This is a genomic window from Cobetia sp. 29-18-1 (genome assembly GCF_029846405.1).
Classification (GTDB): Bacteria; Pseudomonadota; Gammaproteobacteria; order Pseudomonadales; family Halomonadaceae; genus Cobetia; species Cobetia amphilecti.
Genome location: NZ_JARWKS010000004.1, coordinates 164,956 through 181,745 on the forward strand (window position 1 = coordinate 164,956; position 16,790 = coordinate 181,745).

A 16,790-nucleotide genomic window follows, 5' to 3' on the forward strand; every position below is an offset into this window, starting at 1 on the left:
GCCGTCCCATCAGGACAGCAGAAAGTTCTGGATACCGGTGCCGCCTTCCAGCGCCGTCTCGCCGCTTCTGTCCTTGAGACCCACGCCGGTGAGGCCGAGCTTGCGTGCCTCACGCAGCAGGTAGTGCAGTCGTTCGGCAGCCATGGCGAAGTCGAGCCCTGCCGGACGCACATTGGAGATACAGTTGCGGCTGGCATCGCTCAGGCCGACGCGCGGCTGCCAGGTCAGATAGAGCCCGAGGCTGTCCGGAGAGCTGAGGCCGGGACGCTCGCCGACCATCACCAGCACTGCACGGGCTTTGAGCAATTCACCGACTTCATCGCCGATCGCGACCCGCCCCTGCTCCACCACGCTGATCGGTGCCAATGACCAGGCATCCGGCCCGTCTTCTGCCAGCGCCTCCAGCAGTGCCGCGATGAAGGGCGCGGCATTGTTCTGCACCGCCAGAGACGAGAGCCCATCGACGACCACGATGGCCAGATCGGCAGGCTGGGGGTCGAGGGCGGACAACTGCTGACGCGAATCTTCATCGAGACGCCGGCCGTAATCGGGGCGTTGCAGATAGGTGGTGCGATCCACGGCGCGACTGTGCAGTCGCTGGATCTGCGGAGCATTCTCGAGCGCTGCGAGCTGATTGAGGTCCTCGATCAGTCGAGGAATCTCCAGCGGCAGGTGGACGGCGTCCTGGGCGCGGGCGTGCGCCAGCTGGAATTCCAGCGAACGGTTGGTCGGCAGGCTGATGCCGGCACGGCCAAGGCCGATGCGCGCATCCGTGAACTGGCCAAGCCGTTGCCAGGGATTGGGCGTGACGATGGCATCGGGTTCGAGGCTGCGCGAGACCGCGTCAGCAGAGGGCTGGTCAGGGTTCATGCGTCACCTCCTGTCACCTGACGCAGTGAATTGGCGAAGCGGTCGGGCATTTCGCGCGGCAGTGCCTGGGTGGCGACATCGGTGAAGATCTGCATCTCCTCGAGCCAGGCGGCGAATTCCGGCGCCGGGCTCAGGCCCAGCACCCGCCGTGCATAGAGAGCATCGTGAAAGGAGGTAGTCTGATAATTGAGCATGATGTCATCCGAGCCGGGGATGCCCATGATGAAGTTGCAGCCCGCCACCCCGAGCAGCGTCAGCAGGGTATCCATGTCGTTCTGATCGGCATCGGCATGATTGGTGTAGCAGATGTCGCAGCCCATCGGCAGGCCCAGAAGCTTGCCACAGAAGTGGTCCTCGAGACCGGCGCGGATGATCTCCTTGCCATTGAACAGATACTCGGGGCCGATGAAGCCGACCACGGTATTGACCAGCAGCGGCGAGTACTTGCGCGCCACCGCATAGGCGCGCGCCTCGCAGGTCTGCTGGTCCAGGCCGTGATGGGCATCGGCGGACAGCGCACTGCCCTGGCCGGTCTCGAAATACATCACGTTGTCACCCACCGTGCCGCGCTTGAGCGACAGCGCGGCCTGCTGCGCCTCCGCCAGCACGGAAAGCTCGACCCCGAAGCTCTCGTTGGTGGCCTGGGTGCCGCCGATGGACTGGAAGACAAGATCCACCGGGGCACCCTGCTCGATGCACTCGAGGGTATTGGTGACGTGGGTCAGCACGCAGGACTGGGTGGGGATCGCGTACTTCTGGATCACCTCATCCATCAGACGCATCAGCTTGATGCTCTGCGCCACGTTGTCGGTGGCCGGGTTGATGCCGATCACGGCGTCGCCGTTGCCGTAGAGCAGGCCATCGAGAATGCTGGCCGCGATGCCGGTGACGTCATCGGTGGGATGGTTGGGCTGCAGGCGGGTCGAGAGATGGCCGCTCTTGCCGATGGTATTGCGAAAGGCGGTGACCACCTCGCACTTCTTCGCGACCAGAATCAGGTCCTGATTGCGCATCAACTTGCTGACCGCGGCGGCCATTTCGGGGGTAATGCCGGCGCGTACCTGCGCCAGCACCGCGGGGGTCGCGAGATCACTCAGCAGCCAGTTGCGGAAGTCGCCGACGGTGAGATGGGCGATCGGCAGGAACGCGACCGGATCATGCTCATCGATTATCAGGCGGGTGATGTCGTCCTGTTCGTAGGGAATCAGCACGTCTTCGAGGAAGGTCTTGAGGGGCAACTCCGCCAGACACAGCTGAGCGACGACTCGCTCCTCGGCGGTTTCCGCGATCACGCCAGCAAGACGATCTCCGGAGCGGGCGGGCGTCGCCTTGGCCATCAGCTCGGCCAGATTGGCAAAACGATGGACCTGACTGCCCAGGGTGTAACGGTACTCGCGGCTCATGGGAAATTCCTTGCCCTGACGGATGTCATTTCATATCAGTCGTTTTGCAGGAATCACGCCAATCTCCCTCCATGCCTCTTTGGTCCTGCATGCGCCTTGAAGCCGCATTGCGTAGGTCTGCGCCCGCACCACCGCGGTGCATGACCGCGTTCACCCTCGGTGCAGTGCGTCGCGGGAATCAGCCGCGTGCGCCCCCCAACTCCGAGATGATCGCCTCGCGCTGCTTGAGCGAAGCCACCCCGGCATCGCCCAGCTTGCTGGCCACCTCGCTGAGCAGGCCTTCGGCGAGAAACATGAAGGCGCTCATGCTGTTGCTGTAGAAGAGGCTGTGATTGGGCACATGGAAGCTGTAACGCGCCAGCGGCTCCAGCGGAGAGCTGGCCGAATCGGTCAGCGCGATCACCTCGACCCCACGCTTCACCGCCACCTCGGCGCAGGCCACCACGCTTGGGGTATAGGGGAAGCAACTGGCCACCACCAACACGTCACCGGCCGACAGCTGGGCCAGTGCATCGGCCACGCCCTGTCGACTGGCATCCAGCGGTGCCACGTCCGGGCGCAGCATGCCCAGCCCATAGGCCATGAACAGCGCCAGGGAATTGAACTGACGCATGCCGTGCAGGCGCACGCGCGGCGCCTCGGCCAGCAAGGTGGTCGCGGCCTCGAAGGCCGCGGCGTCCACCCTCTCCAGCATGCTGAGGATGTTGGCGCTCTCCTGTCGTCCCAGCCGCGCAAGCTGGGCCATGGCGCTGCTATCGGCGTCTCGCGCCAGCAGCTGCGAAGCCTGCTGGCTGTAGAAATGCTCGCCATCCGTCACCGCCTGGCGAAAGACATCCTGAAACCTGCTGAAGCCCTCGTAGCCCAGCCGCTGGGCCAGACGCGAGAAGGTCGAGGCATTCACGCCGGTCAGCTCCGCCAGCTGACTGATGGAGGACACCGCCGTGCGTTGCGGAGACTCGATCAACACCGCCAGCACGCGCCGGGAACTCGCGCCGAGACGAATCTCCACCTCACGACGATCGATCGCCGCCAGCAACTGCTTCAACCCCTCCAGGGTCTCCGGCGGCGAGTCAGGGGATGCGGGCCCGGGGGCTCGGGAGGATGGGGGCATGGGATACCTCCTTGGCAAGGGACAGGACAGATGGCGGCAACGGTAGCATCTCTGGCCGGTCGAGTCCGAAGGCACAAGCAACCATATGCAATTATTTATTGCACAATCCATAAATGCATTACATATTTGCACTCAGTGTTCGCCCCCCCTGCCGCCACGGAGCCCGCATGAGCCACGTACTGCATCGCAACCTCAATCAGGAGTATCCCACCGCCGTGAAGGGCGATGGCCCCTACATCGTCGATCGCGAGGGTCGCCGTTATCTGGATGCCAGCGGTGGCGCAGCCGTGTCATGCCTGGGGCACAGCGACGAGGCGGTGGCGCAGGCCATCAAGGATCAGGTCAGCCAACTGGCCTACGCGCACACCTCGTTTTTCACCAGCGACCCGATGGAGCAGCTGGCCGATTTTCTCATCGAACGCGCACCCGCAGGGCTCGACTCCGTCTACTTCGTCTCCGGCGGCTCGGAAGCGGTCGAGGCGGCACTCAAGCTGGCCCGTCAGTATTTCGTCGAGATCGGCCAGCCCCAGCGCAAGCATCTGATCGCGCGGCGCCAGAGCTATCACGGCAATACGCTGGGCGCGCTGGCCACCGGCGGCAATGCCTGGCGCCGTCAGCAATTCGAGCCGCTGCTGATCAACGTCAGCCACGTCAGCCCCTGCTACGCCTATCGGGACCAGCAGCCCGACGAGACGCCCGAGGCGATGGGCATTCGTCTCGCCGCGGAGCTTGAGGCGGAGATCCTGCGCCTGGGCGCCGACAACGTGATGGCCTTCGTGGCCGAGCCGGTGGTCGGTGCCACCCTGGGCGCCGTCACCGCGGTACCGGGCTACTTCAAACGCATCCGCGAGGTCTGTGATCGCTACGGCGTGCTGCTGATTCTCGACGAGGTGATGTGCGGCATGGGGCGCACCGGCAGTCTGTTCGCCGCCGAGCAGGAAGGTGTCACGGCAGATCTGATCACCATCGCCAAGGGCCTGGGCGCCGGCTACCAGCCGATCGGCGCGACTCTGGTCAGCCAGCGCATTCGTGATGCCATCGCCAATGGCTCCGGCTTCTTCCAGCACGGCCACACCTATATCGGCCACGCCACCGCCTGTGCCGCGGCGCTGGCAGTCCAGCAGACCATCGAATCCCGCGACCTGCTCACACGCGTCAATGTCCTCGGCGAGGGGCTCAAGGCGCGCCTGAACGAGCGCTTCGCGCATCACCCCCATGTCGGCGACATCCGCGGTCGCGGCCTCTTCCAGGGGCTGGAGCTGGTGGCGGATCGCGATTCCAGAAAGCCCTTCGACGCTTCCCTCAAGCTGCACGCGCGGCTCAAGAAGGCCGCCATGGCCGAAGGCCTGATGTGCTATCCGATGGGCGGCACCCTCGATGGCCGCCAGGGCGATCATATCCTGCTGGCACCGCCGTTCATTCTGCAGGAGTCGCATCTGGACGAGATTACCGCCAAGCTGGGGCGTGCCATCGATACCACCCTTGCCAGCCTGTGACGGCTCAGCTGCAGGTGCATTGCCTACCTAACGATCTTTGAATGGATTTGAATGGAGTGACTTTCATGGCGATCACATCGCGCCTGACCGAACTGGATGACGCCAGCATGAGCACGGCTCAGCGCGAGGTACTGGCCGAGATTCTCAGCGGCCCGCGCGGCAATCTGGACGGCCCCTTCCTGGCCTGGATCCACAGCCCCGAGCTTGCCAATCATGCCCAGCGCCTCGGCGCCTTCTGCCGCTACGCCACCGGCCTTGAGCTGCGCCTCAGCGAGCTGGCGATTCTCACCACGGCGGTGTGGTGGAAATCCCAGGCTGAATGGCAGATTCACGCGCCGATTGCCGAGCAGGCCGGCCTCGCGCCCGAGGTCATCGCGGCGCTGCGCGAGGAGCGTGAACCCGCATTTGAACAAGACGATGAGCGGCTGATCTATCGCATCACCCGCGCGCTCTACGCCGAACGGCGCGTCGATGATGCCCTGTACGGCGAGGCCGTCGCGATGTTCGGCGAAACCGTGGTGGTGGAGCTGGTAGGGGTGCTGGGCTATTACGCCCTGGTGGCCATGACGCTGAATGTCTTCGCCGTCCGGCGCGGTGATGACATCCCGCTGCCCTTCGAGGAGCCGAGCCGATCTTGAAACGCGTGTCTTGAAGGGCCTGGATTGCGCCATTCTCGGAACGCTTGAGAACGACACGCCCGGTGACAGCGCGCTTGCCGAGCTGTCGCGCGCGAGGCATGCTCGAAAGGCCCCCTGCTGCGCCCCGGCCACCCCCGGGGCGTGCGTCATTGCGGCGCGAATACCTCGATGACGACGCTTCGATATCGACGCCAGGATGGCAACACCTCGATAACAACAAGATGACCACAAGGTGAGCGATCAATGAGTGATAGCGAACACACGGAAGTGGCGGTGATAGGCGCAGGCGCCGTGGGTGTCGCCTGCGCCCTGTGGCTGCGGCGCAGCGGCCACGAGGTGACGATGATCGAACGCGAAGGCATCGCCAGCGGCACCTCCTTCGGCAATGCCAGCACCCTGGCGGATTACGGCTGCCTGCCCATCGCCCGTCCGGAAATCTGGCGCAGCATGCCGTCGCTACTGCTGTCACCTGACTCGCCTTTCGTCATCGACTGGAAATGCCTGCCCAGGCTCTCGCCCTGGTTGATGCGCTTCATGGGCCAGTGCAACGCCACTCGCTTTCGCGCCAACAGCGAGATGCTGGCGCAGCTGCTCAGCCATACCTACACGGACTACCAGCCGCTGCTGGACGATGCCCCTGCCGCCGCCGCGATGATTCAGCGCAAGGGGTGCCTGTATGCCTACGGCAAGGCCGAGAACCTGCAGGCCGCACAGGGCGATATCCGACTGCGCGACCAGCTCGGCATCCACCAGCAGGTGCTGACGGCGGACGAGCTGATCGCACTGGAACCGGCCATGGAAGGCCACACCGCGGGCGGCGTGCTGTTCCCCTCCTCCTGTCACCTCGATGACCCGCAGGTGTTCATCGACACCCTGGCCACCCCGCTGCGCGAAGAGGGCCGGATCGTCACCGCCGAGGTCACCCGCCTGAGCCGACAGGCCTCCGGCATGCTGCTGGAGTACGCCGATGGCCGGCGACTCATGGCGGACAGAGTGGTGCTGGCAGCCGGGGCCTGGTCGGCACAGCTGGCGCGCCAGATCGGCGACCGGATTCCGCTGGATACCGAGCGTGGCTATCACGTCGAATTCGATCTCGATCACTCGCCGCTCAACCGCCCGACCTGCCCGGTGGAAAGCGCCTTCTACATGACGCCACTGCACAGTGCCGAGGGTGCGCGCCTGCGCGTGGCCGGCACCGTGGAGCTGAGCTCGCTTGCGGGGCCAGCCAACCCGGCCCGTTTCGACTATCTGGAAAGCCGGGTGCGCAAGGTGCTGGGCATTGACGCCCCGGTAGCCCGCCGCTGGCTGGGCTTTCGCCCCACCCTGCCCGATTCCGTGCCGGTGATCGGCCCGTCACCCAATGAGCCACGCGTGATCCATGCCTTTGGCCATCAGCATATCGGGGTGACACTGGCAGGCGTGACTGGGCGCCTGGTCAGCGAATGTTTAGCCAAAGGCTCACCAGAGTGGATCACGCCCTGCTCTGCGGCCCGATTTTGACACTCTGGGAGGATTCACGAGGCATCCGCGATGCGGGTTCGACCGGAGGTCAGGCGCTCCAGCAACTGCTGCCACTCGCCGCACAGGGTGTCCGCATCGAAGCGCGCGGCATTGTCGCGCGCCAGCAGGGACATCTCGCTGCGACGGGCTTCATCCGTGATCAGATCACGGATCTCGCGCGCCAGAGCCTCATCGTCCTCGACATCCACCAGCACGCCGCTGCCGCCGGCCAGGATTTCGGCAGGCCCGGTCTCACAGTCTGTCGAGACCACCGGCAAGCCGAAGGATTGCGCTTCCAGCAGGGTCATCGGCAGCCCCTCCCAGCGTGAGCTCATCACGTACAGCGCCGCGCGTTGATACTCCTTTTCCACCTGAGAGGTGCGGCCCACGAAGACGACGCTGTCACTCAGGCCCAATGTCCAGGCCTGGGCCTTGAGGTCATTTTCATCCTCGCCCCAGCCGACGATGCGCAGCCGCCAGTCAGGGTGGACCGACACGACCTTATGCCAGGCGCTCAGCAGCACATCGAAGCCCTTCTGCTCCGTCAGGCGCCCGACGGCAAGCACGGTACGCGACGCTGCATCCTCCTCGCTGGGCTTGGGGAAGTGCGGTACCGGATTCCAGATAGCGCCGACCTTGTCACGGATGCGATAGCGCGCTCGCCAGGCCTCGGCATCCCGCTCGGTGAGCACCACGATGGCGTCGGCCAGACGCACGGCGGTCGAGCGCCCCACCGAACGCAGGCGTGAACCATGATCGGTGGCGAGATTGAAATGCTCCCAGCAGATGATCCTGGCGCGCTGGAACGGGGCCCACGGCGCACAGAAGGCAAACAGGATCGAATCCACCAGCACCACCACATCGGCCTGTTGATGGCGGACCTTGGTCAGCAACGCAGAACTGATTCCCAGCGAACGCCGGGCACTTCCTCTTGCTTCCCTCAGATTCAGGCAACAGGTCGTGATGCTGTTATCCAGGGCAAACGAGCTGGTCGCTGGCCCGAACAGGCTCGCGATCATCACCTCGTGACCCGTCCGTACCAGTCCATTGGCGATTTCGCATGTGACACGTTCCGTGCCCCCGTCGCTGGAAAGATTACCGACGACAAACAGAATCTTCATTGGCTCATACGCTCCAAAGGGAAATGCTCGCCACGAGGCATACACTCGGCATGCGAAATGTCGCACTGCATCGTCGCGATGCACAACTGCGGCGCAGAAAAACCGCCACCGACAGGAGTCAATGGCGGGAGAAAGGGGGGGATATCAAAAAACGGGAGGGAAGCGTTCGGCCGAAAGGTTCTGATTTCGGCTCTGATAGCGCTAACGTATAGTTTCGATCGTGTCCTGACCGGCTTTACCAGTCGGCCGCAATGCTTCAGTCGACACCTCATTGATGATGCCGCAATCCTCACACCGGTACCTAGGCGAGCTCTTGAGCAATCGTTGCCACCAATGTCGCTTGACGCGATGGACGCTGGCACCTCCACATTGGACACAAAAGCGATATCCGTTCATGCCGGCTCTCTGTTGTTTGTCGACTATCTTCACTGGCATCACTCGAGGCATATCAAGATGCTCTCATACGAGTGAAATGATGAGGGAGAAAAGGCTGGGGTCGTGCTGGAAGATACAAACTCATCGCTGTATCGCTGTTGACCGCGCAAGACAGCGAGCCATGCACCATGATCACTATTCCCTGGTGGGGCTAGTATGCACGCTTGCCTATTGGGGAATTTCTGATATTCACCCAACTGTCGATGACGAATTTCTTCATTATCATCAAGAAAACACTATTAATTCACCATCTTACAGACACTCTTCACGCAGTAGCGAGTACTGACTTACGTGACTCGATATCCAGTGTGTGCTGCAGACAGCCCAGATAGGCACGCACCACGATCTGCTGATCAAATTCACGCTCGATACGCAAGCGCGCCGCCTGCCCCATCTCGATCAACGCCGCATGTGGCATGTCCAGACAGCCCTGCATCTGCTGCTCAAGAGACTCGACATTGGCCGCTTCGCACAGCCAGCCAGTGACGCCGGGATTGACCGAGCTGCGACAGCCCGGCACATCACTGACGATCGCCGGACGCCCCATCGAGGCCGCCTCCAGTACCGTGCGCGGCATGCCTTCCCGGTACGACGGCAGCACCAGCACATTGGCCTCGGCCAGGAAGGGGCGTACATCCCGCTGTTCGCCCAGGTAGTGCAATATGCCGCGCTCGCGCCAGGCAGCGATTTCCTCATCGCTGATCGCGGTGCGGTTGCTGATTCCCGACGGGCCGATCAACCAGAAGCGTGCCTGCGGATAACGCTCATGCAGACGCTCGGCCGCCGTCACGTATTCCCGCACCCCCTTGTCGCCGATCAGGCGTGCGACCATCACGAAGGTCAGCGGTGGCGTCTGCGGCTGCGGCGCAAAGACGAAGCGTTGCGGGTCGATACCGGCGCCGGGCAGCACGACAGACGGCGTGGACTTCTGCAGCCCGAGGCGCATGAACAGGCGTTGGTCATCGCGGTTCTCGAAGAGCACGCAACGTGCGCCACGATTGGCGAAGCCATACAGCGCACGCACGCGACGAAACAGCCAGCTGTCGTGTATGAAGGCGGTGCCCAACCCCGAGACGTTGTTGGTATAGGGAATCTTGAGCAGACGACAGGCCAGTCCCGAATAGACATTGGCCTTGATGGTGAAGTTGAGAACATAGCGCGGCTTGAGTTTCAGCAATGTCCCCAGCAGTGCCAGCAGGCTCTTGCCCTCTCCGATCAGCGAGGTGCCCTTGCCTTCCATGCCCAGCGCACGATGCTCGACCTTGAGCTCGTCCACCAGGCGTTCACTATGGGCATCGGTGGGCGCAAGACACACCACGCGATAGCCCGAATCACGTAGCCCTTCGATGACACCGCGATGGAAGTTGTAGAGAAAGAACGACGAGTTGGAAACCAGCACCACCGTGGAGGGCTGGGCGTCACGTGTTGGCATGGGGCATTCCTTGCGTGTCATGCGAAGAAGAACATCGCGCGAGCTTGAGCGCGCGACCGGAAGCATCCGGAAGAGAGACCTTCGATAAGAGAAACAAACAACAAGAGAAACGACCGAGAAGCGACACCAGCACGAAAGGAAAGACGTCGTGGCTCAGTCCAGCAGCTCAGGCCGGCAACTCAGTCCAGCAGGTCAGTCCAGCAACGCCGGCCGGCGTTGCTGCTGCCACAGACGTACCAGCCCTGTGTCATGCGCCATGCACACCACATAGATGACCAGGAACGGGAAGCGATAGCGCACCGCGGTGCCGTAGTTGAAGACGACCAGCCCATAGATGGTGAAGGCGCCGATCAGATACAGCAGCCAGAAGAGCGTCTTCTCGCGCTGGACCTGCCAGCATTTGAGGGTCAGCCAGACGAGGAAGGCGACCACCAACAGATTCTCACCCGCCTGAATCAGCTGCAGCGCATTGGCGGCTTCCCAGGGCAGCGGCTTGATCAGGAAGTACAGTGCCCCTTGTATGCCGGTAACCAGGAAATCCCCGAAGCCCTGGATGATTTCGATATCTTCCTTCTTGCCGCCATCCTCGATGTACATGGCCGCACGGAAGAAGTTGATCTGATCCACCGCCAGTGGGTAGATGATCATCACACTGGCGACCAACCCGACCAGCAACCAGCAGAAGCGCTTGGTGGACAGGCCACGGCGGCTTACGTCATAAACCACGTAGACGCTCAGGAAGATCAGCATGATCAGCATATTCTGGAACTTGATCAGCCAAAGCGGCATCAGCATCAACAGCGCCCAACCCGGCCGACGCTCGATGGCCAGCAGGAAGCTGGTGAGCATGAACCCCGTCACCAGAGTATCGCGCAGGCTCAGCGAGCTGTAGAGCACCAGACTCGGGTAGCACAGCAAGAACAGCAACACCGCGTGGGAGATGATGCCGCGACGCAACATGACCATCAGGCCGCCGATGTAGAGGAACTTGTTGAAGAAACCCAGACTGGAAATTGTCTCAACCAACGGCAACGGCAGCAGCGCCAGCAGCCCCGAAGAAGATGAGACGGTCAGTGCATGGTCTATCGTGTCCCAATCCATGGCGCGAAATGCCATGACCTGCTTCCAGTAGCGAAACTGGTCAGGCATGTATTCCGGTGAGAACAGCACATTGTTGAGCAGGTACGGCACGAGGCTGCTCAGGCCCAGGATGATCGCGACATTGCGCGTCACCCAGCCGCGCACGAAGCCGACCATTACCAGTAGCAGGCAGAAAAGCAGATTGGGCAGGTCGAGCAGTATGGCATCCATGGAAAGACTTATTCTCGTGCGCCGCTGTTGGCCAGTTCGGCCTGCAGTTCGGCGGATGGCATGAGGGACGCGGACGCGCCGGTATCAGCGCTGGTGGCCTGCCGACTCACCACGCCAGGGGTGTCAAGCGTTGATGAGGACTGCGCGAGGCCAGCCGCAGCTCCCCCACTGCTGACCTGCCAGCGTTGGGACGAGAAGGGTGATGCGCCCTCGACCTCGGCTGCTGACAGCATCAGCGACAGGCACTGCATCAATTGATGCTCGCTCAGCGCGCCCGTCTCCTCATCAGGGGCCAACGGCAACGTCACGACGCGCGCTGCCTCGATGCCGCCCTCGTAGCGTGCCTGGCAGCCGGCTTCATCGCTTTCGACCAGCACCAGTGCCGCATGCGGATACTTGAGCGCCATTCTGCGTCTCAGGCCCCGCGCCTTGCTGCCCGCGGCCACCAGTTCACTGGCCGGCGCCACGGCATGATGCGCAATCACCGGCACGCGCCAGCGATCCAGACGGCGCGCCTTGAGCGCATTGAGGTTGGCTTCCAGACCGCTGGACAACAGTACACACGGACGATGACGCGCCAGATAGCGCGTCAGGGCCAGCACGCCCGTCAACTCACTGTGCACGCCCAGCTCTACCAGCCGCACCCCATGTGCCAGACCTTCGATCAACTCCTCATGGGCCTGGGGCACGATGAGGTCCACCTCGTGACCCAGGCGCGTAAGCCCTGCCGCCAACGCCAGCATCTGGCGAGTCTCGGGGGTCATCTGCCGTGCCATGACCAAAAGCGCCATCCGATGCGTCTTCATTGCCACTCCTTCGCCATTGTTTGCCTTGAGCCAGGCTCGATCGAGTCAGTTCACGATGACCGCCATGCCATCTGCACATGGCGATCAACGTCAGCCCCACTTCCTTCGGTGCGTTCAGGCCAGGCGCTGATAGACACTGCGCGCCTGGCGGGCCAGCGGCGCCGGCAACCAGGTCACGACCCGGCGCGCCATGCGCTTGAACGTGCACACCAGCACCTGACCCTTCTTCTGCGCTGACATCGAGGCCCACTCGGGGGTCATCATCTGGTGGGCGTCCACGCAATAGACGGGCCTGCCGGTCATGCGCGTGATGTTGGTGGCCTGCCCCACCTCGCTTTCGATGAACAGGCGACAGCCGGAGTCACGGTAGTAATCCGCCTTGTGACTCGAATGGCGATTCTGGCGCAGCCGCTCTTCCTTGCTGGGCAGGTCAAGCATGATCAGGTGGTCATACTCGACACCGTGACGGGCCAGCCAGGCGGTCGTCTCGGGACGATATTTTTCCAGCCGGTTGGTGACCAGCGAGTGCACCCGGTAGGTCGGGATATGCAGAGGCGCTGCGCTGGTCAGGAAGTCGCGATAGCGTGGGCCATCATCGTTCTGCTCAGGCGTCGGGTCGAGGCACAGCACGCCATCGATATCCAGGCAGCTATCGGCCAGCGCCGGATGATGAAACAGATTCCACTGGAAGGCGCGTGGATGCTCCAACTCGACCAGATACATGTCCACCCCCACCACCGGTGCCGGGTTGGCATAGATGACGCAGGTGGTGATCTCGCAGGGACACTCTGTCGGAATACGCGCCAGGGAGACCTTGAGCGAGGCTCCACTGTTGAAACTGTCATCGACCAGCAGCACGCGCTGATTTTCCCAGGCTCTCTGCGCCGTACCCCGGAGCTTGCGCGTCATTCCCTTGCCGGGCGAGCCGTTGGCGATGAAGGTGTCGAGATCCGTGCAGGCCCGATTGAGCATGGCGCTGATCATGTAGGCCGGAACCATTCCACTGCGCGGGATCCCGACGATCAGATCGAAATTCCCGGCCTGCAGGCGCGACAACTGCCTGGCGATATCCGAACTCAGGTCGGCATAACTGCGATAATTCATGTTGCGGTCCCCTTGCGACTCATGACGGCCCCAGGCCGATATCCTTCGCGCTTTTGTGTGTTGCAGCGCTTTCTGGTGATCTTGACGACGCCCTGTCATCAAATGCTTCAATCGCCCTCATCACACCCTGATAGCCGGGGGCATTCAGGCGCTTTTACGCTTCTGCGCTGCGCTGTCGTTTGGCACACGACGGCGACGAGCCCCTGTCAATCTGGTCATTACATCCTGGCGCACGAGGCGCAGCAGCCGACTACGGTCCATGTGCGAGAGCAGCGCGACCCCCTGGCGGAAGTTGGCCAGGCGCTGCATGGCGCTCGCGGGCGCCATCACATATTGCTTGAAATAGTGATAGAGCGGGATATACAGGCTGTCGGAATGCGGCATATGCCGAGTATGGGCATGAAAGACGTCGATGGCCGAGATCATGTCGCGTTGATAGCGCAGTTCGACCTCGCTTTCCTGCTGCTGCGATGTCCAGGAACCCTTGGCATTGCGGCGATAGACACAGGCAGCATCTTCGTAATAGAGAGTCTCGCCTTGCAGTGCCATGTAGGACTGCAGGAAGAAGTCCATGATCGGGGCGCCGCGACAGGACGCCATCATCGCGTCGACGGTGGTGTCGATGCGTCGGAAGCTGAAGGCCGGTGATGGAATGGAGGCACCGCGCAGCCCGATCACTGCCTCGGCAGAGATCTTCTTCACGCTATCGGCATAACGGCAGATGAGCGAATGCTCGTCGGTGGCTTCATTGAATTCCAGCGCCGGATGGAAGCAGACCGTCGCCTCGGGATTGGCGTCGAACAAGGCGACCTGACGGGCCAGCTTGTCGGGTTTGATCCAGTAATCATCGCCTTCGCAGTAGGCAATGATGTCGCCGCGCATCACCGGCATGCAGAAGGTGATCGGCCAGATATGTTGTGAGTACTGGTTCACGTCCTGCAGGATCGGCCGCACGATGTTCGGGTAACGGGCCGCATATTCCTCGATGATTTCCCGCGTGCCATCCGTCGAGACATCGTCATGCACGACGATCTCGAACGGAAAACGCGTGCGCTGCATCAGAAAGCCATCCAGCGCCATGCGAATGTAGTCGCCATGATTGAAGGCGAAGCACATCACCGAGACGCGCGGGGCGCTGAGATCGCCCTCCCACTCCGCCATGATGGCGGCTTCCTCGGCGGGTGCCGGCGGTACAAGCAAGGGCCCCGTCTGCGGGATGCCATTCATGAGGGGCGTCGCGAGTGCCCGGGCATAACTCAGCTCTAACATGCAGTATTCCCCACTTTCCGTTGTGAAAGACGCTCCTGGATCCAGCCTGCGCCGTACTGCCAGGCTGCGAAGCGCAGCCAGCAGGACAGCACCAGATAGGCCGCCCCTGCCAGCAGACCTGACACCACCAGTACCATCGGTGCCGGCCAGATGGCCAATAGCGCTGGCACGGCCCACCAGGTCATGCCCGCCACCGCACTGGCCAGCAACAGAGCCGGCAGGAAATCGCCCAGCTGCTCGCGGATGCTGTAGTTGATCAATTCCCGCGAGAACCAGGCATTGGGGATGTAGGACACCACCGCCACCACGATCTGGCCGAACAGGATCGCCATCACGCCATGGCGCCAGGTCACCGCCAGTACCGCACAGATCAATACCTTCTTGACGATCTCGAGTCCGAGAAACAGGTCCGAACGCCCCTTGACCTGCAGCACGTTGAGATTGAGCACACTCAGCGGATGCATGACGGCCGCGATGCACATCAATTGCAGATACGGTACGGCGTCCAGCCAACGGCTGGGGAACAATGTCAGGAACAGTGGCTCCGCCAGGGCTGCCAACAGCAGCACCCCTGGAAACAGCAGAAAGACCATGACCTGCAGGATGCGACGATAGGCTCCCTTCAGGCGTATCGAGTCGTGCTGGATACTCGCCAAGGCCGGGAAGGTCACGTTCTGGATGGCAGTCACCAACTGGTTGATCACCAGCTCCTTGAGTCGCTCGGCGAAGAAGAACAGCCCCGCCACCGAGGCAGAGAACAGCTTGGCGATCACCAACACGTAGAGATTGACGAACACCACATCCAGCATGCGTGACAGGAACATCTTGTAGCCGAAGCGGAACATCGCCTTGAACGACACCACATCGAATTCCAGCCGCGGGCGCCAGCTGCCCCACCACCACATCAAGGCGGTAGTGACCAGCGCTGCCGTCAGCATCTGCCCAGCCAACGCCCAGACACCGAAGCCCAGCCATCCGACCAGCACTGCCACCCCGCCCGACACCACGCTGCCGGGAATGCCAGCCTTCATGCGCGTGCGAAAATCCAGCGCACGGTTGAGCATCGCGCCCTGAATGACCTCGAAGGAATTGATCAGCACCACGATGCCGCCGATACGCACCAGCGCGATCAGGCGTGGTTCGGTATAGAAGTCGGCGATCAGGGGAGCACTGGCATACAACAGGCCGTAGGCCAGCACCCCGAAGGCGATATTGCTGAAGAAGGCGGTGCTGGCATCGCGCGGACCGAGGGTCGGCATGCGCAGAATGGCCTGCTGAAGACCGGAATCCATCATGGCCGAGGCAATGGTCAGAAAGACCAGCACCATCGCCATCAGTCCGAAATCTTCCGGTACCAGCAACCGCGCCAGCAGCAGCGTGACCAGACTGGCCATGCCACGCCGCAATAATTGATCCATGAAATTCCACAGAATGCCGATGGTGGTCTTGTTGCTCAGTGACACGAGGCGAGGCCTCCCTGAACCGAGTGGGCCGTGACATCGCGCGCCAACTGTCCCGGCACAGCAGCCGTGTTACCAGTGGCATTGCCCGCGGCGCGCAGCAGCTCCCGGTCTTCCGTCAACAGCTGGTACTCGGCGAGTCTTGCGCGCACCTCGCCCGGTGAGCACCACATCAGCACATCGATGATCGACAGGCCGGCGACGAACTCCGCCTGACGCCCTGAGCGACGCGAATCAAGCGGAGTCTGGCAGTAGTCACTCGGCTGACTTGCGAGGAATGACAGCGTGATGCCATTGGCCACAAAGGGGGCCGCCTGGTAGAGCTTGCGGCCACCGATGCTGTTGATGTAACCCTCGGCCCCGCGCATCAGTGACATCTCGATCAGACGGTCCTGGGCCTTGAGACTGCGATCGTGCTCAAGCTCACTGGTGAGCAGAAAGCGGCACTCCAGCCCCAGGTAGTCACACACCCGCTCGAAGCTGTACTTGCACAGCGCCCCGATGCGGCGATCTTCATGCTGGAACACCGCCTGCAGCAGCAGCATGACCTCTGCGTAATACGGTGCCTTGGCATAGGCGTGATGCAGCATTGTCAGCAGGCTGTCCGGTGTCGGACCGAAGACGAGCTCGCTGATCAAACGGTTGGGCGACGCCTTGGGTACCGACAGCGTGAAGCGATGTGCCTTGCCGCCCAGCAGCACATTGTTGCGATGGATATAGCCACGCGGAATGAAGGCGACATCGTCATAGACGAGAAACTCGTCACAGGCATGCATCAGCTGGAAATAGCCGATATGCGGGAACAGATAGGGCTGCATGATCGCGATGTTCATG

14 protein-coding genes are annotated in these 16,790 nt (G+C 62.3%); 3 read left to right on the top strand and 11 right to left on the bottom strand.

All coding sequences use genetic code 11. From position 1 onward, the window contains the following. Positions 1-9: 9 nt before the first annotated feature. The 3 genes from eutC to QD208_RS04805 all read right to left on the bottom strand — a co-directional run bounded on the left by eutC (position 10) and on the right by QD208_RS04805 (position 3,384). On the bottom strand, positions 10-870 hold the full coding sequence (gene eutC, locus QD208_RS04795) for an ethanolamine ammonia-lyase subunit EutC (RefSeq protein ID WP_279835914.1): 861 nt from the start codon (positions 868-870) through the stop codon (positions 10-12). After that, positions 867-2,273: an ethanolamine ammonia-lyase subunit EutB gene (locus tag QD208_RS04800; RefSeq protein WP_279835917.1), complete on the bottom strand. Its 1,407-nt coding sequence runs from the start codon at positions 2,271-2,273 to the stop codon at positions 867-869. Before QD208_RS04800 ends, eutC begins: the two co-directional genes overlap by 4 nt. A 178-nt stretch (positions 2,274-2,451) precedes the next feature. Beyond that, positions 2,452-3,384, bottom strand: coding sequence for a MurR/RpiR family transcriptional regulator (locus QD208_RS04805; protein WP_279835919.1), 933 nt, complete (start codon positions 3,382-3,384; stop codon positions 2,452-2,454). Positions 3,385-3,551: 167 nt separating this feature from the next. Between QD208_RS04805 and QD208_RS04810 the strand changes: the two genes are divergently transcribed. From QD208_RS04810 to QD208_RS04820, 3 genes are all read left to right on the top strand, one after another. Beyond that, complete coding sequence (locus QD208_RS04810; protein ID WP_279835921.1) at positions 3,552-4,880, top strand: aspartate aminotransferase family protein; 1,329 nt, start codon at positions 3,552-3,554, stop codon at positions 4,878-4,880. 65 nt (positions 4,881-4,945) lie between these two features. Continuing rightward, positions 4,946-5,518, top strand: a complete 573-nt coding sequence (locus QD208_RS04815) for a carboxymuconolactone decarboxylase family protein (RefSeq protein WP_279835923.1) — start codon at positions 4,946-4,948, stop codon at positions 5,516-5,518. A gap of 243 nt (positions 5,519-5,761) precedes the next feature. Continuing rightward, positions 5,762-7,018 carry an FAD-dependent oxidoreductase gene (locus tag QD208_RS04820; RefSeq protein WP_279835925.1) on the top strand — a complete coding sequence of 419 codons (1,257 nt, stop codon included), beginning with the start codon at positions 5,762-5,764 and terminating at the stop codon, positions 7,016-7,018. 14 nt (positions 7,019-7,032) lie between these two features. Here QD208_RS04820 and QD208_RS04825 read toward each other — a convergent pair whose 3' ends face one another. From QD208_RS04825 to QD208_RS04860, 8 genes are all read right to left on the bottom strand, one after another. Next, entirely contained in the window at positions 7,033-8,139 is a 1,107-nt protein-coding gene (locus tag QD208_RS04825; protein WP_279835927.1) for a glycosyltransferase family 4 protein, read from the bottom strand. 700 nt (positions 8,140-8,839) lie between these two features. After that, on the bottom strand, positions 8,840-10,006 hold the full coding sequence (locus QD208_RS04830) for a glycosyltransferase family 4 protein (RefSeq protein ID WP_279835929.1): 1,167 nt from the start codon (positions 10,004-10,006) through the stop codon (positions 8,840-8,842). A 192-nt stretch (positions 10,007-10,198) separates the two neighbouring features. Continuing rightward, positions 10,199-11,317 carry a hypothetical protein gene (locus QD208_RS04835; protein WP_279835931.1) on the bottom strand — a complete coding sequence of 373 codons (1,119 nt, stop codon included), beginning with the start codon at positions 11,315-11,317 and terminating at the stop codon, positions 10,199-10,201. 8 nt (positions 11,318-11,325) lie between these two features. Then, positions 11,326-12,123 (bottom strand): glycosyltransferase family 4 protein, encoded by a 798-nt coding sequence (locus QD208_RS04840; protein ID WP_279835933.1) that lies wholly within the window; start codon positions 12,121-12,123, stop codon positions 11,326-11,328. 114 nt (positions 12,124-12,237) lie between these two features. Beyond that, entirely contained in the window at positions 12,238-13,227 is a 990-nt protein-coding gene (locus QD208_RS04845; RefSeq protein WP_279835935.1) for a phosphoribosyltransferase family protein, read from the bottom strand. 144 nt (positions 13,228-13,371) lie between these two features. Further along, the gene (locus tag QD208_RS04850) at positions 13,372-14,496 is read right to left on the bottom strand and encodes a glycosyltransferase (RefSeq protein ID WP_279835937.1); all 1,125 of its coding nucleotides are present in this window, start codon (positions 14,494-14,496) and stop codon (positions 13,372-13,374) included. Then, positions 14,490-15,959 (bottom strand): lipopolysaccharide biosynthesis protein, encoded by a 1,470-nt coding sequence (locus QD208_RS04855; protein ID WP_279835939.1) that lies wholly within the window; start codon positions 15,957-15,959, stop codon positions 14,490-14,492. The genes QD208_RS04850 and QD208_RS04855 overlap by 7 nt, the downstream gene beginning before the upstream one ends. Continuing rightward, positions 15,950-16,789, bottom strand: a complete 840-nt coding sequence (locus tag QD208_RS04860) for a WbqC family protein (protein ID WP_279835941.1) — start codon at positions 16,787-16,789, stop codon at positions 15,950-15,952. The genes QD208_RS04855 and QD208_RS04860 overlap by 10 nt, the downstream gene beginning before the upstream one ends. Position 16,790: the final 1 nt, after the last annotated feature.

What these genes read in the sequence shown, in the direction of transcription:
- eutC (WP_279835914.1), bottom strand. Translation starts at nt 870, where the DNA reads ATGAACCCTGACCAGCCCTCTGCTGACGCGGTCTCGCGCAGCCTCGAA.
- QD208_RS04800 (WP_279835917.1), bottom strand. Translation starts at nt 2,273, where the DNA reads ATGAGCCGCGAGTACCGTTACACCCTGGGCAGTCAGGTCCATCGTTTT.
- QD208_RS04805 (WP_279835919.1), bottom strand. Translation starts at nt 3,384, where the DNA reads ATGCCCCCATCCTCCCGAGCCCCCGGGCCCGCATCCCCTGACTCGCCG.
- QD208_RS04810 (WP_279835921.1), top strand. Translation starts at nt 3,552, where the DNA reads ATGAGCCACGTACTGCATCGCAACCTCAATCAGGAGTATCCCACCGCC.
- QD208_RS04815 (WP_279835923.1), top strand. Translation starts at nt 4,946, where the DNA reads ATGGCGATCACATCGCGCCTGACCGAACTGGATGACGCCAGCATGAGC.
- QD208_RS04820 (WP_279835925.1), top strand. Translation starts at nt 5,762, where the DNA reads ATGAGTGATAGCGAACACACGGAAGTGGCGGTGATAGGCGCAGGCGCC.
- QD208_RS04825 (WP_279835927.1), bottom strand. Translation starts at nt 8,139, where the DNA reads ATGAAGATTCTGTTTGTCGTCGGTAATCTTTCCAGCGACGGGGGCACG.
- QD208_RS04830 (WP_279835929.1), bottom strand. Translation starts at nt 10,006, where the DNA reads ATGCCAACACGTGACGCCCAGCCCTCCACGGTGGTGCTGGTTTCCAAC.
- QD208_RS04835 (WP_279835931.1), bottom strand. Translation starts at nt 11,317, where the DNA reads ATGGATGCCATACTGCTCGACCTGCCCAATCTGCTTTTCTGCCTGCTA.
- QD208_RS04840 (WP_279835933.1), bottom strand. Translation starts at nt 12,123, where the DNA reads ATGAAGACGCATCGGATGGCGCTTTTGGTCATGGCACGGCAGATGACC.
- QD208_RS04845 (WP_279835935.1), bottom strand. Translation starts at nt 13,227, where the DNA reads ATGAATTATCGCAGTTATGCCGACCTGAGTTCGGATATCGCCAGGCAG.
- QD208_RS04850 (WP_279835937.1), bottom strand. Translation starts at nt 14,496, where the DNA reads ATGTTAGAGCTGAGTTATGCCCGGGCACTCGCGACGCCCCTCATGAAT.
- QD208_RS04860 (WP_279835941.1), bottom strand. Translation starts at nt 16,789, where the DNA reads ATGAACATCGCGATCATGCAGCCCTATCTGTTCCCGCATATCGGCTAT.